Consider the following 12,134-nt stretch of genomic DNA (forward strand, 5'->3'; position numbering starts at 1 on the left):
TCTTCCATCCCCCATTCCCGTATCAGCCGTAGTTATTCTTGAGGTTGTAATTTATTATGTAATTCTTCATCTTGTGTTTTCATTTCTTGGCGAACAACCTCTACAATGGATGCCGCTCGGTTATAATGGTCTGCTAGTTCCAATATTTTATTTAATATTTTCGGATACACGTCTATAACTCGCATCGCTTCTCCTTCAAGATAGAATTGACACTTCTCTAGATTTTTCGCATTTGTCGCTATAGCACCTGAATAAATGTTATATATGCTTTGAAGACGTCTTATAATGTCTTCTATCTCATCATAATTCAATACAATTTCTGAACTGCTACTTGCTCCGCCATCTTCCATTGGTATTTGCATTAATTTCGTCCTCCTAACGAGAATTGTCGTGGATCACTTATTTTCTTATACGGCATTTTTAAAACATCATATAATTTCTTATTCACCGCATACAGACTAGCCCATTCATAACGCTTACGTTCTACTTCTATTTGAATAAAGTCTTCCCCCTCTGTAAAGTACAAGAAGCATTCCCATTTCCCTCTATCTTCTGCTCTTCGGCTTCGCGGGCGAGACACTGTTTCGATAGCTAGTAAATCCTTTTCAGATAAATCCATTTCTTCAAAAGTTTGCTGCTCTTTTTCTGTCATCTTCTTTGTAAAGAAGGTATCTTCAATTTCTCTTGGTTCTCGCATTAAAAATGGAATCCGTTCTAGTAATGAAAAATAGACATCTCGCTTCGCTATGTAATGAATTTCATATTCTTCATTTTGTTTTCGTTCTGTTAAGACAGCTACTCTGTCTTTATCTTGTGGCAAAAATCCAATTAATAGATTATTAATTCGCGTATACTCTTGGCTTTCTTGATATGCCCTCAGTAATTCAATCAGCTGAAAAGCCGCTGGTGTCAGCCCATTATTCTCTGTAATAAGCCCTTTCTCTTTCAATTCCGCTGTTGCTTTCGTTATGCAATCTTCATCGGTTAAAGCAAGAATTTCACGCTCTTGTAAGCCAAATATGTACGTGACTCCAGCTGCACCAGCTAATGTGTACAGTTCAGCAGGTGTAAAGCTCCACACTTCTCTTCCCATCTGTTTTATCCTCCTCTCTATTTCAATCTTTTTATATTTTCTACTTCATCCCTATTTGTAAAGGAATGAATGTTCTTATCAAGCTCCTTAAGCGCCTTCGTCTGTCCTTCAAGTGCATCTGCGACTTCAGAATTGTACTGGATGAGCAATTCTAAATAACATAAAAAGGCATCTCGTGTTTTCCCATTCCAACGAGAACCGGTTACATGTGATTTTAGTTCATTTGCTTGCTGGAGTGATTCTTTTACTCCCTTTTCAATCTGCTCTGCATAAGAAATGGCACTCGATATTTCATTTCCATGAATCTCAATTTCTTGACGATGCATTCCCATTCCCCTTTTCCTTCAATACTTTATACAATTTTCTACTCCACTATCTCTAAGAGTTTTTTAACCTATTTTTTTCTGCTTCTATAGCTGCTGCAGCTGTTTGTTCTTCTGAAATTGCTTGTGCCTTATATTCCTCCCATTTTTGATATGCCCTGCTTTTAGCAGACCTTACATTACCTAGGGCTTCGCGAAAATAACTGATTGTCTTGGAGTATTCTTGATCCTTTTGAGGACGTTTTACTTCAAATTCACGAGCTGGAATTTTATCAGATGATAATCCACCATTTTTCGCATCATACCTTTTCTTTGCTGATTCAATCTCTTCAATCAATTTTTCTAATTCTTTTTCCTTACTTTTTAAGTAATCATGCAATTTATCATATTGATCACGCTTCCGTTTACTTTCTGTATACCCGAAAAACTCTAAAAACGAATCCACCAAACTTCCCGACATCATGATCCCCCTTATTTACCTTGATAAGATAATATATTTTTCAATATATTTCGTATAGAATTTCTTGCGATTATATTCTGATTTATTAATATATAATGAATCTTTTTTTATATCAATATTTTACCAAAAAATGATAGTCATTTCACTATCTATTAAGATAGAACACTTCATCATGCCCACTTTGTAAATAGCAAGTAATTTTATAAAGCTATACAACCCAGAAACTTCCATCAGTAGAATACTTACTGCCAGCGAATAGCAGGTTAAAAATGCGTCTTGTTGAAGAATCTCTTAATTCGAGTTATGGTTATTCTACTCTTTTGAAAAAATACGGTATTCCTTCATTTGAACTGGTTAGTCAATGGATGAAACTGTCTGAAAGGTTTAGTGCTAGAAAATTAAACTACTCCCCTGCTTACTCTGTTCGATTTATTCTAAATATTATAAACTATAATGAGTTAGAGCAAGTAAGTAAGACAGTGTAATGTAAAAAAATGATATAGGAGAAAGATGATGACAATGCAGTTAGTGAAACCAACACACCAGCATAGCAAACAAATCATGGCTTATCGGCAAGCATTCCTAGATGCAAGAGAACAACCGCATGGTAGTTGTTCCTTACAACAATTTGATTCCTTTGACGAATGGCTTGAAAAAGTCACAATCCAAGAAAAGGGAGAAAATTTACCACTAAATCGAGTTCCATCTACTCAGTTTTTGAGCATTGAAAAGGGGAAATTAATCGGTTTCATCAATATCCGCCATCGATTAACACCAGAATTACTGATGGAGAGCGGACATATCGGTTATAGCGTGCACCCGGGCGAACGTCGAAAGGGTTACGCCACTGGGCAACTTCAGCTTTCCTTATTTGAAGCGAAAAAATTAGGATTGGAGAAAGTGTTGATAACTTGTGACAAAGCAAATATCGCCTCTGCCAAAACCATTCAAAAAGTTGGAGGTATCTTAGAAGATGAAGTAATTTCCCAGAATACTGGCGAAATTGTTCAGCGTTACTGGATCAAACTATGATTCCATAAACCCCCAAGAGTCATACTTGAAATCGTATCGAAACTGGATTAAAACGAAAAGAAAAATCGGAGTGAGGAATCACTCCGATTAAAGTCTAACTTTTGAGGTTCAGTACAAAGAACCTCTCCTTATTTCAACTTTCCTTCAAAAACAATTTTTCTTCCGCACGGTTCTACAACTGTTTGTCCATCTTTCTTCACTTCATGAAAGATCGGCTCTTCCATGCGGCGCGAAGGTGCATATCCTTCACGTTCCATACGTGCTAAACAATCTGTAATGCTTTCGTTCTCTTGTACTTCAAATTTTTTCTTATTAGGTTGTTTTGTCATGCCCTAACCTACTTTCTATTTTTCTTGATGCGAATTGACTTTTCATATATGTGATATATAGAAGTGCAATAATTGCCATTATTATCATAACTGCTATAAAAAAGCTTGTATACTGTATTTTTTCTATAAATACGCCTCCTAATACAGGTCCCATAATACTTCCTATACTAAAGGCAATTCCGGATAATATATTCCCTGCTGGCAGTAAGTGTCTTGGTAATAAATCCGTCATAAAGCCAAGTCCTAATGAGAAACATGAACCGATTACCATTCCAGCTAAGAGCATGCACCCAAATACAATCCAATAATACCCGTCAAACACCGCAGCAAGTAAGAAAACTACTGTACTGATGCTGAATGTCCACGTTAAAATGCGATCTCTTCCATATTTATCACTTAATATACCAAGTGGAATTTGTGTAATAATTCCCCCGATTGCAAATGCGGGTAATAAGAAGGATACATCAGAAACAGACCAACCTTTTCGAAGTGCATATACTGGCAAATTACTATTCAGCATTGCTTCTAACGCACCGTATGCCAAAGGTCCCATAAGTGCAATCCACGCAAGTACAAATACTTGCTTATAACGAGAAAGCGATGATTCATTTTCTTTCCCTGTTTCATCTTGAGCTGGAAAAGCATTTTTAGTTGGAAGTAATAGCAACCACCCTATTAAGCAAAGAATCGTCGATACAATAAATGGAGTTGCAAGTCCATATTGAACAGTACTCGCTAAGTATGGTCCTACTGCAAAACCGATACCAAAAAACACTCCATATATAGATACTTGTCTTCCAATTTTACTTGGATCAGATGTCGTTGTAATCCACGTTTGCGTTCCAACATGTAACATATGATCCCCTATTCCTACTAGAAAGCGAAGTAAAAACCATATCCAGAATGAAAATGTTTGTGTAAAAAAGAATAATGAAATGATAACGAGAAATCCACCGATTACGATAATTGGCTTCATTCCAAACCGTTGCATCGGTTTTTCAAGCCATGGCGAAATAAATAATATTCCAATATATAACGCAGTTGCATGGATTCCATTAATACTGGAACGAATTCCTTCTTGTTCAAAAATCATTGCGATAGCTGGTAGAAGCATCCCTTGCGATAATCCAGAAATCGCAACAATCCCCACCATAATCCAAAATGTAAATCGTATTGACATCCTGTTCCCTCTCCCTTTACATGTTCACCAGCCTTCATTATAAACTTTTTGAACAATAATATGTAAGGATATAAAAAGAAGTTAGAAGAATCTTGTCTAACTTCTTTTTCCATCTATTTTCAGCTTATTTATTTTCTAACCAACCTGTAACATGCTGCGTAAATTCATCTAAACAGTCAACAAACGGCGAATGCCCACAATCCTCTAATATGACTAGCTCAGCATCCGGGAGATGTTTTGCTAATTCTTCTCCTACCACTTGCGGTATAACGTAATCGCGATTTCCTTGTACGACAAGAGTTGGAACTTGCAGACGGTGGATATATCCATTTCCAGGAACGACTCCATTATGTTCATCTGAAATATTAAATGTAATTAAAGCATAGTTTACATCAACAAAATTACGCTGCGTTAACATATCATCTAAATATTTTTCATAGCGCTCTGGATCTGGTTTGTTATGTGTATAAATGAGTAAGTCCCAAACCGTTCGATAATAAAGCTTGTTCATATTTTTAATGGCATCTAGTACAGGAGCAATTTGAACAGGATCTTGCGCAATTTCTTCTTTTGTTTTTAATAACGTGGATACGATAGGCTGACCATTAATATCCTTTTTAAAGATTGGATATCCTTTCATTCCGACTGATTCTACCAAAATAAGTTTCTCTACAAGCTCCGTATGGCAAGCCGTAAACTCCATTGCGACGCCACCACCCATTGACCAGCCCATCAGTGAAAACTTCTTCAATTGTAGCTCGTCTATAAATAACTTTACATCATCTGCAAAATCTTGCAATGAATCTATTGGCTTATTGTATGTTGATTTCCCAAAGCCTCTTAAATCAATGGCATAAATATGATATTCATCTTGTAATTTCTCAATGACTAAATCCCAATGCTGTGAAGATGTCATATTCCCGTGAATGAGTATAAGTATTTCTTTATTTCGCCTTCCAACTTCTTGGTATGCGATTGTTTCTCCATTTGATAACGAAACAAATTCCATTGTTGCAGGCTTAATCATCACACATTCCCCCATCCAACTATAATAGAAAGAAAATTGTAAACTTATTTTCAGAATACCATATAGAATGTATGTTCTCAATACGAAAACTATACAAAATTTTTACATAAAACAACATATCTATTGCTAGACAATTATGGTAAAGAGGTATATAGTTAGCTAGGTAACTAATTTGAAAGGATTAAATACATGGACGAAAAACAACATTTTTTTCACATTGTCAGTCAAACTTCTCGAAAGTTTACTAAGAAATTTAATGAACGTGTGTCACCAACAGGTTTATTTAGTGCACAATGGGCTGTTATTTTCCGAATCAATCAAACGGGGCCTTGTACACAAACTGAGCTATGTCAATACTTAAACGTTGAATCTCCAACGATGACTCGTACATTAACACGTATGGAAACGATGGGATGGATCATTCGAACTGAGGGGAAAGATCGCCGTGAAAAGCTCATTTCCTTATCAGAAACAGCATTAGAAATGATTCCAGTATGGCAAGAAGAAGTTGATACTTTTGAAGAAAAAACGTTGCAGGATATTAATGAAGAAGACTTGCAGCGAGCATTTCAAGTACTAGAAGCTATTATTAAAAATTTAGATGATTAATTGGAGGGATGACGATGCAAAGTGAGAGACTTTGGACGAAGGACTTCCTTGGAACTTGTTTTAGTAGTCTGTTTCTCTTTTTAACGTTTTACATGCTTATGACCACCCTGCCCGTCTATGTAATAGACGGATTGAAAGGAAAACCAGAAGAAATTGGTTTAGTCGCAACAGTATTCCTTATTTCTTCTGTCCTATGCCGCCCATTTACCGGAAAGTGGCTTGACGATTTAGGGAGAAAGAAAATATTATTTATTTCACTTTCGTTATTTTTAGCTGCTACCGTGATGTATTTCGGTGCACAAAGTTTATTTTTATTACTTACCCTGCGCTTCCTTCATGGTATTGGATTTGGAATGGCGACTACAGCAACAGGTACAATTGTAACAGATGTCGCACCACCGCATCGCCGCGGTGAAGCACTTGCCTATTTTGGTGTATTTATGAGTCTGCCGATGGTAATCGGTCCTTTTTTAGGTTTAACGATTATTTCGCACTTTTCATTTACTATTCTATTTATCGTTTGTTCTGTATTTTCATTACTAGCATTTCTATTAGGTTTACTTGTAAATATTCCACATGAAAAGCCAGTAAGTAAACAAAAACGTGAACGAATGAAATGGAAAGATTTAATTGAACCTTCTTCAGTTCCAATTGCTCTAACAGGATTTGTTTTAGCATTTTCTTATAGTGGCATTTTATCTTTTATTCCTATTTATGCAAAAGAAATTGGTTTAGGAGAAGTTGCAAGCTACTTCTTTATTGTGTACGCACTCGTTGTTGTACTTTCTCGTCCATTCACAGGGAAAATATTTGATCGTTTGGGTGAAAATATACTTGTTTATCCTTCGATTATTATTTTTACAATTGGAATGTTCATCTTAAGCCAAGCACAAACGTCATTTTGGTTCCTTGGTGCAGGTGTATTAATTGGTTTAGGCTACGGAACATTAATTCCAAGTTTCCAAACCATTGCTATTTCCGCGGCTCCAAACCATCGACGCGGCTCAGCAACAGCCACTTATTTCTCATTCTTTGATAGCGGTATTGGTTTCGGTTCTTTCATATTAGGTATAGTAGCTGCAAAATCAAGTTATCATAATATGTATTTCATTGCTGCCATTATCGTTGCATTCACATTACTTATTTATTATGGTCTACATGGCAGAAAACAAAAGTTCAAAAAGCAACATACAGACAGAAAATTATCAGCTTAATGTTAATAAGGAAAGTAAACTCCTCTGTTTACTTTCCTTATTTTGTATTTCTAAGAAAACGAGCGTATACTAACTGTAGAAATAACAAGGAGGTACATAGATGAACTTTAAAAAATCTCCCCTTTTATTGCTCATACTTACACTACTATTTATAGTAACTGGGCTTGGATTTGCATTTTTCAAACAAAACAAAGTCTCTCCTTCTAAAGAGAACGTGACAAAAGAAAATTGGTTACAAGACCCCTACTTACGTTGGTCATACACACATATGAAAGAATTAGCGTTAACGAGCGAAGTGAAAAATAATCCTGAGCAAGTATCCCCATTCCCTACTGCATTACAAAACTTAGATGATTTTTCTGTTAAAAAGGAAAATGGAGGCAATATTCCTTTAAAAAAACTATTAGATGAGAATAAAACAGATGCATTTGTCGTTGTACATAACGGAAAACTTGTTTACGAGCATTATTTCAATGGATATAAACAAAATGAGCCGCATGGAATGGCCTCTTTAGCAAAAGTATTTACTGGTGCACTTGTACAATCATTAACCGAAGAAGGACTCATCAATGTACACAAGACCGCTAAAACATATGTCAAAGAATTACGAAATACACCTTTCGGGAAAGCAACAATTCAACAATTAATGGACATGCAGGTTTCTGCTGAATACCCGACACATGGGTATATACAACCGGGATTAGAAAATCAAGATGCACAGTTATATTTAGCTAGTAATATTCTTCCTCGTGCTAAAAACTATGATGGCCCAATGAAAATTTATGATATGTTACGAGAAGCAAAAGAAACAGCATCACCTAGAACTGCATTTTCATATAATAACGGCTCATCTGAAACACTCGGCTGGATTATACGGACAGTGACCGGTAAATCATTAGCCGAAAATGTAAGTGAACGAATTTGGTCCAAAATAGGTATGGAAGAAAATGCATATTATGTTACAGATGAAACAGGAGTTGAACAGGCAAGCGCTGGTTTAAACGCCACTGCAAGAGATATGGCCAGATTTGGGCAATTGATTTTACATAACGGTCGCTATCATGACGTGCAAGTTCTCCCTTCCTCTATTTCGGAAAGTGTAAAGAGCGTACAAGAAGGCGAATTAGCAATCGGGCCAGGTGCACCTATTTCTTATCATAATCAATGGTGGATTCCTCATAACGAACAGGGCGCTTTTGAAGTGTTAGGAAGTTACGGACAATGCCTCTATATCGATCCAAATGCAAATATGGTGATTGTACACTTTTCATCAAATGCTAGTCCGAGCAGTGATGTCCATTCTACTTACTCCAATATGTATATACAAATTGCAAAACACTTAGAAAAGCTTTCACAGGAGTGAAAGCTTTTCTTTATTTATGATTCATCAAAACATTCAATTATTCACATTTTTAAGCTCGAGAATTGTAAATGTTTTTGTTCCATCTAGAGGCGGACAATGAGTCGTTCAAGCCCCTAAAATGATCCCAGCTGGCACAGAACTTGGTGTACCTACCGCGAAAACTGTGATGGCAATCGCTTGGGGCGATGCTTGGACGAACTTAATACAGCCTTTCTGGGCATTACCTGTATTAGCCATTGTCGGTTTAGGTGCGCGATATGATAGGGTTTTGTGTTGTTAATTTACTATATGCAGGGGTAATCATCAGTTTATGCTTTCTTTTTATTTAAATCAAAATGATACTAAATAAAACAATTACGAAACAACTAAAAAAATTTCCTATATATCGTTTGCCAGAAGGGGAGTGTTCTTAGAAGAAAAATGAAATAACTTTATTATTTCTACACAATCTCAATAAAAATGAACAAGTAACTCTTTCCCCTCGCTGATTTGAAAACGATATGACTTAGTTTTATACTAGCTTTTTTACATAATAACTACTATTGTGATTGTTCATTTTCAATACATATAATCACATTTTCCCATTCCCTAGTAGTGAAATTTAAACTCCCATACCCAAATAATTCTGTACATACATTTTCTATACTCGAAGGGTTTGCTCGTAAAAGATCCCACCGTAATGCTTTGGGTAAGTCATACATCTTATACTCCTTACTTTCTTTAATAACCCCATCGACTTCCCGTTCACAAATTCCCCTTACTAAATAATCAACTCTTAGTTCTTGATACACTTTTTGAAACATCTCGCTATGGTGTTTCAATTGAAGCAAACAAGCAATATATGTACGGAACAATTCATCAGTACGATTACAGCATCTCATTATGTTTTCTATTTCACTCATAATTTTTTAGCATTTTCTTGTATTTCTAGCAGCCACTTTTCCCGTTTTATCGCTTTACTTGTTTTTACAGATTGAAAGACTGAACGTTTTATTTGGCGTATACCACAAAATCGTAAAATCCCCTTTTTCATAATCACCCAATCAGCAGAGCGATATAAGAGTGCCACGTACCATAACGGCGAATCTAAAGTATTAATAACCCATGCTTTTTTTCCTATGAGTAATCCTTTTGGTAACGCCCCTTCATATTTATAAGCAAATCCTGTAACAAAAACGCGATCAATAAACCCTTTCAAAATAGCTGGCATTCCCCACCACCATATTGGATAAATAAAAATAAAAAAATCTGTCTCTTTGATCAATCTTCTGTATTTTTCTGTCTCTTCTTCATATACTAAATCACGTCTTCTCTTATCTTCATTAAAAATAAGTACTGGGTTAAATTGTTCTTTATATAGGTCAAGCAATGTAACAAAATGATTTGTTTTTTGCAGTCCTTTTTGTACATTTTCTAATATAGCTGCATTGAAACTAGATGGATTGGGATGTGCATATATGATTAGTACATTCATCTCCAAACAACACCTTTCCTTAAATTCCCTTTTGACTCCGCCTGGTTTGCATGATATTCTAATACATGTCAAGTAGCAAGCCTACATGACACAACAACTGACACCTACTCGGCGAAGGTGTCTCTTTTCGTTTTTAGCCGAATGAAATGCCTCTTTCAGGGCATATTCAACTTTTGACACTACACACTCAACACCATTCCCTTGTATCAGGCTGCTTCTGCAGTCTTTTACTCTACATACTCCTTTTAATTTTCAGATAAATTATAGCATGAAAAAAGAGAGCCTAGCTCCCTTTTCGCGCCTTATAATATACCCCTTTTTCAGCATAGAGGTATTCTTCATCAGCTAAAGTAATTTTCCCATCCAGTTTCAATTCGTCTAATAACCTTGATAAATAAAATTGGTGTAACATTTTTTTCGTGAATTTTCCTTCATGATGCGAAACGATATGTTCTTGAATATCTAATAGTGATATTGGTTTATCTTGCTCCATCATATATTCATATACTGCATTACGCAGCTTTACGTATTTTTCAAGTGTCACAGTACAATTGCAACCCCTTTCTTCTTATTCTGTTGTTTTTAGAATCGGTTTTTTTGCAACAAAAAAACCTCTTCGATAAGAAGAAGTTACGTATATATCTTCGTCTTATCTCCCAGAACAAATATGTTCTGCTGGAATTAGCACCTGCATCGCGGTTGCTGGGTTTCATCGGGCCAGTCCCTCCACCTCTCTGGATAAGAAAATATTCACTTTATAGCCTACTATAGCCATTTTCATTTCAATTGTCAAATCATATAAAGTGAAACTTTAATCAATTGAACCATTACTATCTGTAATAGCAGGGATAAAACATTTAAAACAAGTTATATTTTCTTTTCTAACGCTCATACTAGAAGTGTATGCAATAGAGTGGAACTTTAATCAGTGGGGGTTTTCTACATCCCCCACTGATTATTAGCCCGACCAATCGAGCTTTTACGGGCAGTTTAACTCCCACCTAACTTCTTTTCTTTCACCGAATTTTGAGGTAGGAGTATTACTGCCCACAAATAGCGGGATAAAGGAGGAATATATAATGAGCAAAAACGCACGTGGATATGTTCAAGATTCTTATCATTCTTTACATGAAGCAAAACAATCTTTAGAAAACGCATTACAAACAGTCGAAAAAAGTGATAATCGAGAACGTATAGAACAATCCTTACAGGCTGTGGAGCACGCCTTACAAAAATGTGATCATGCGGTTCATATTTTGGAACAAGAATAAATACATCCCATCTATTTACTAGATGGGATGTAACTCAAATGGCATACTAAAACAGTATTGCCGTGACAATTAAAAAATATACAGAATTAACGATTTCTAAAACCCCTACTTTTAAAATAGATATTTTCTTACCATATAATATAATTGCTCGAACTAGACTAGGTATAAAAACTAGAGAAAGCCATGGGTTTACTACAAACAATGCAACAGTTAAGAAAATGTGATATCCCCATGATACATAGCGATATGTCGGGTTATTCTTTTCACGTATCATTGTTTTCACATAAAATGTACTACCTAAAAAGTATAAAAAAGAAGTTGCTGCAATCCAACATGCTGTTTCATCAATTGTTTTCATTGAAAAATAATAACTAATCAAACCGCCCGTGCAGAAAACAAGTATTGCACAAATATCATTTACTAAAGCTCGTTCCCTTTTTTGACGAGCAAAATATATATTCACAAAAAAGAGCGGAATCATAACAGCTGCGAGGAAAAGAATTCTCCACTCGTATAGTAAAGATAGTATACCGAAGACACATGCAATAATAAAATAAATAATTGCTGAATGTAAAAATTCTTTCTTTCGCGGTTGCTTCATGTACATTAAAAATGGATATGTTGCTAAATAGATAAATAACCAAGCGATAAAGAGTGGAATATGATAGAAAGTAGCTTTACCAAGTATTACACTAAGTATAAATGGAATCAACAGCATCCCCCATGCACCGTGCTGCTTTGGAACAACTAGCTTCATGA

17 protein-coding genes, 1 pseudogene and 1 riboswitch are annotated in these 12,134 nt (G+C 35.7%); of the genes and pseudogenes, 7 read left to right on the forward strand and 11 right to left on the reverse strand.

Annotation, left to right across the window (positions count from 1 at the left end; genetic code table 11):
- Positions 1 to 32: 32 nt before the first annotated feature.
- The 4 genes from C568_RS0112895 to C568_RS0112910 are packed head-to-tail and all read right to left on the reverse strand — an operon-like array spanning position 33 to position 1,876.
- On the reverse strand, positions 33 to 362 hold the full coding sequence (locus C568_RS0112895) for a hypothetical protein (protein WP_006095325.1): 330 nt from the start codon (positions 360 to 362) through the stop codon (positions 33 to 35).
- On the reverse strand, positions 362 to 1,093 hold the full coding sequence (locus C568_RS0112900) for a DUF5081 family protein (protein ID WP_018781748.1): 732 nt from the start codon (positions 1,091 to 1,093) through the stop codon (positions 362 to 364). Before C568_RS0112900 ends, C568_RS0112895 begins: the two co-directional genes overlap by 1 nt.
- Before the next feature lie 17 nt (positions 1,094 to 1,110).
- Positions 1,111 to 1,419, reverse strand: coding sequence for a WXG100 family type VII secretion target (locus C568_RS0112905; RefSeq protein WP_018766320.1), 309 nt, complete (start codon positions 1,417 to 1,419; stop codon positions 1,111 to 1,113).
- A gap of 52 nt (positions 1,420 to 1,471) precedes the next feature.
- The gene (locus C568_RS0112910) at positions 1,472 to 1,876 is read right to left on the reverse strand and encodes a hypothetical protein (RefSeq protein ID WP_018781749.1); all 405 of its coding nucleotides are present in this window, start codon (positions 1,874 to 1,876) and stop codon (positions 1,472 to 1,474) included.
- 269 nt (positions 1,877 to 2,145) lie between these two features.
- Here C568_RS0112910 and C568_RS34240 point away from each other — a divergent pair, with 269 nt between their 5' ends.
- Positions 2,146 to 2,361, forward strand: a complete 216-nt coding sequence (locus C568_RS34240) for a hypothetical protein (protein ID WP_033796268.1) — start codon at positions 2,146 to 2,148, stop codon at positions 2,359 to 2,361.
- A gap of 34 nt (positions 2,362 to 2,395) precedes the next feature.
- Positions 2,396 to 2,908, forward strand: coding sequence for a GNAT family N-acetyltransferase (locus tag C568_RS0112915; protein WP_029427251.1), 513 nt, complete (start codon positions 2,396 to 2,398; stop codon positions 2,906 to 2,908).
- A gap of 128 nt (positions 2,909 to 3,036) precedes the next feature.
- Here C568_RS0112915 and C568_RS0112920 read toward each other — a convergent pair whose 3' ends face one another.
- The 3 genes from C568_RS0112920 to phaZ all read right to left on the reverse strand — a co-directional run bounded on the left by C568_RS0112920 (position 3,037) and on the right by phaZ (position 5,444).
- A complete protein-coding gene (locus C568_RS0112920) occupies positions 3,037 to 3,237 on the reverse strand; it encodes an NETI motif-containing protein (RefSeq protein ID WP_018766317.1) in 201 nt (66 codons plus the stop codon).
- Positions 3,221 to 4,417 carry an MFS transporter gene (locus C568_RS0112925; protein WP_018781751.1) on the reverse strand — a complete coding sequence of 399 codons (1,197 nt, stop codon included), beginning with the start codon at positions 4,415 to 4,417 and terminating at the stop codon, positions 3,221 to 3,223. The genes C568_RS0112920 and C568_RS0112925 overlap by 17 nt, the downstream gene beginning before the upstream one ends.
- 124 nt (positions 4,418 to 4,541) lie before the next feature.
- On the reverse strand, positions 4,542 to 5,444 hold the full coding sequence (phaZ, locus tag C568_RS0112930; RefSeq protein WP_018781752.1) for an intracellular short-chain-length polyhydroxyalkanoate depolymerase: 903 nt from the start codon (positions 5,442 to 5,444) through the stop codon (positions 4,542 to 4,544).
- A 189-nt stretch (positions 5,445 to 5,633) separates the two neighbouring features.
- On the opposite strand from phaZ, the gene C568_RS0112935 reads away from it, so the two are divergent.
- The 4 genes and pseudogenes from C568_RS0112935 to C568_RS31905 form a co-directional block, all read left to right on the forward strand.
- Positions 5,634 to 6,053 (forward strand): MarR family winged helix-turn-helix transcriptional regulator, encoded by a 420-nt coding sequence (locus tag C568_RS0112935; protein ID WP_003202902.1) that lies wholly within the window; start codon positions 5,634 to 5,636, stop codon positions 6,051 to 6,053.
- A 14-nt stretch (positions 6,054 to 6,067) separates the two neighbouring features.
- Complete coding sequence (locus C568_RS0112940) at positions 6,068 to 7,267, forward strand: MFS transporter (protein ID WP_018781753.1); 1,200 nt, start codon at positions 6,068 to 6,070, stop codon at positions 7,265 to 7,267.
- A 100-nt stretch (positions 7,268 to 7,367) separates the two neighbouring features.
- Positions 7,368 to 8,630, forward strand: a complete 1,263-nt coding sequence (locus C568_RS0112945) for a serine hydrolase domain-containing protein (RefSeq protein ID WP_018781754.1) — start codon at positions 7,368 to 7,370, stop codon at positions 8,628 to 8,630.
- Between the two features lie 37 nt (positions 8,631 to 8,667).
- Positions 8,668 to 8,959: pseudogene (locus C568_RS31905) on the forward strand (TIGR00366 family protein); the annotation flags it as partial.
- A 210-nt stretch (positions 8,960 to 9,169) separates the two neighbouring features.
- Here the strand turns inward: C568_RS31905 and C568_RS0112955 are convergent.
- The 3 genes from C568_RS0112955 to C568_RS0112965 all read right to left on the reverse strand — a co-directional run bounded on the left by C568_RS0112955 (position 9,170) and on the right by C568_RS0112965 (position 10,648).
- Entirely contained in the window at positions 9,170 to 9,532 is a 363-nt protein-coding gene (locus C568_RS0112955) for a hypothetical protein (RefSeq protein WP_018766312.1), read from the reverse strand.
- Entirely contained in the window at positions 9,529 to 10,104 is a 576-nt protein-coding gene (locus tag C568_RS0112960) for an NAD(P)H-dependent oxidoreductase (RefSeq protein ID WP_018781755.1), read from the reverse strand. The genes C568_RS0112955 and C568_RS0112960 overlap by 4 nt, the downstream gene beginning before the upstream one ends.
- A gap of 283 nt (positions 10,105 to 10,387) precedes the next feature.
- Positions 10,388 to 10,648, reverse strand: coding sequence for a hypothetical protein (locus C568_RS0112965; RefSeq protein ID WP_003202914.1), 261 nt, complete (start codon positions 10,646 to 10,648; stop codon positions 10,388 to 10,390).
- Positions 10,649 to 10,750: 102 nt separating this feature from the next.
- Positions 10,751 to 10,849: riboswitch (SAM riboswitch) on the reverse strand.
- A 334-nt stretch (positions 10,850 to 11,183) separates the two neighbouring features.
- Between C568_RS0112965 and C568_RS0112970 the strand changes: the two genes are divergently transcribed.
- A complete protein-coding gene (locus tag C568_RS0112970) occupies positions 11,184 to 11,375 on the forward strand; it encodes a hypothetical protein (protein ID WP_006095316.1) in 192 nt (63 codons plus the stop codon).
- 46 nt (positions 11,376 to 11,421) lie between these two features.
- On the opposite strand, the gene C568_RS0112975 is transcribed toward C568_RS0112970, so the two are convergent.
- On the reverse strand, positions 11,422 to 12,132 hold the full coding sequence (locus C568_RS0112975) for a YwiC-like family protein (RefSeq protein WP_018766310.1): 711 nt from the start codon (positions 12,130 to 12,132) through the stop codon (positions 11,422 to 11,424).
- Positions 12,133 to 12,134 lie beyond the last annotated feature (2 nt).

This window comes from Bacillus sp. 95MFCvi2.1, from assembly GCF_000374965.1.
GTDB classification, from domain to species: domain Bacteria; phylum Bacillota; class Bacilli; order Bacillales; family Bacillaceae_G; genus Bacillus_A; species Bacillus_A pseudomycoides.

Coding starts and splice junctions, on each gene's coding strand:
- C568_RS0112895 (WP_006095325.1), bottom strand. CDS start 362: ATGCAAATACCAATGGAAGATGGCGGAGCAAGTAGCAGTTCAGAAATT.
- C568_RS0112900 (WP_018781748.1), bottom strand. CDS start 1,093: ATGGGAAGAGAAGTGTGGAGCTTTACACCTGCTGAACTGTACACATTA.
- C568_RS0112905 (WP_018766320.1), bottom strand. CDS start 1,419: ATGCATCGTCAAGAAATTGAGATTCATGGAAATGAAATATCGAGTGCC.
- C568_RS0112910 (WP_018781749.1), bottom strand. CDS start 1,876: ATGTCGGGAAGTTTGGTGGATTCGTTTTTAGAGTTTTTCGGGTATACA.
- C568_RS34240 (WP_033796268.1), top strand. CDS start 2,146: ATGCGTCTTGTTGAAGAATCTCTTAATTCGAGTTATGGTTATTCTACT.
- C568_RS0112915 (WP_029427251.1), top strand. CDS start 2,396: ATGCAGTTAGTGAAACCAACACACCAGCATAGCAAACAAATCATGGCT.
- C568_RS0112920 (WP_018766317.1), bottom strand. CDS start 3,237: ATGACAAAACAACCTAATAAGAAAAAATTTGAAGTACAAGAGAACGAA.
- C568_RS0112925 (WP_018781751.1), bottom strand. CDS start 4,417: ATGTCAATACGATTTACATTTTGGATTATGGTGGGGATTGTTGCGATT.
- phaZ (WP_018781752.1), bottom strand. CDS start 5,444: ATGATTAAGCCTGCAACAATGGAATTTGTTTCGTTATCAAATGGAGAA.
- C568_RS0112935 (WP_003202902.1), top strand. CDS start 5,634: ATGGACGAAAAACAACATTTTTTTCACATTGTCAGTCAAACTTCTCGA.
- C568_RS0112940 (WP_018781753.1), top strand. CDS start 6,068: ATGCAAAGTGAGAGACTTTGGACGAAGGACTTCCTTGGAACTTGTTTT.
- C568_RS0112945 (WP_018781754.1), top strand. CDS start 7,368: ATGAACTTTAAAAAATCTCCCCTTTTATTGCTCATACTTACACTACTA.
- C568_RS0112955 (WP_018766312.1), bottom strand. CDS start 9,532: ATGAGTGAAATAGAAAACATAATGAGATGCTGTAATCGTACTGATGAA.
- C568_RS0112960 (WP_018781755.1), bottom strand. CDS start 10,104: ATGAATGTACTAATCATATATGCACATCCCAATCCATCTAGTTTCAAT.
- C568_RS0112970 (WP_006095316.1), top strand. CDS start 11,184: ATGAGCAAAAACGCACGTGGATATGTTCAAGATTCTTATCATTCTTTA.
- C568_RS0112975 (WP_018766310.1), bottom strand. CDS start 12,132: ATGAAGCTAGTTGTTCCAAAGCAGCACGGTGCATGGGGGATGCTGTTG.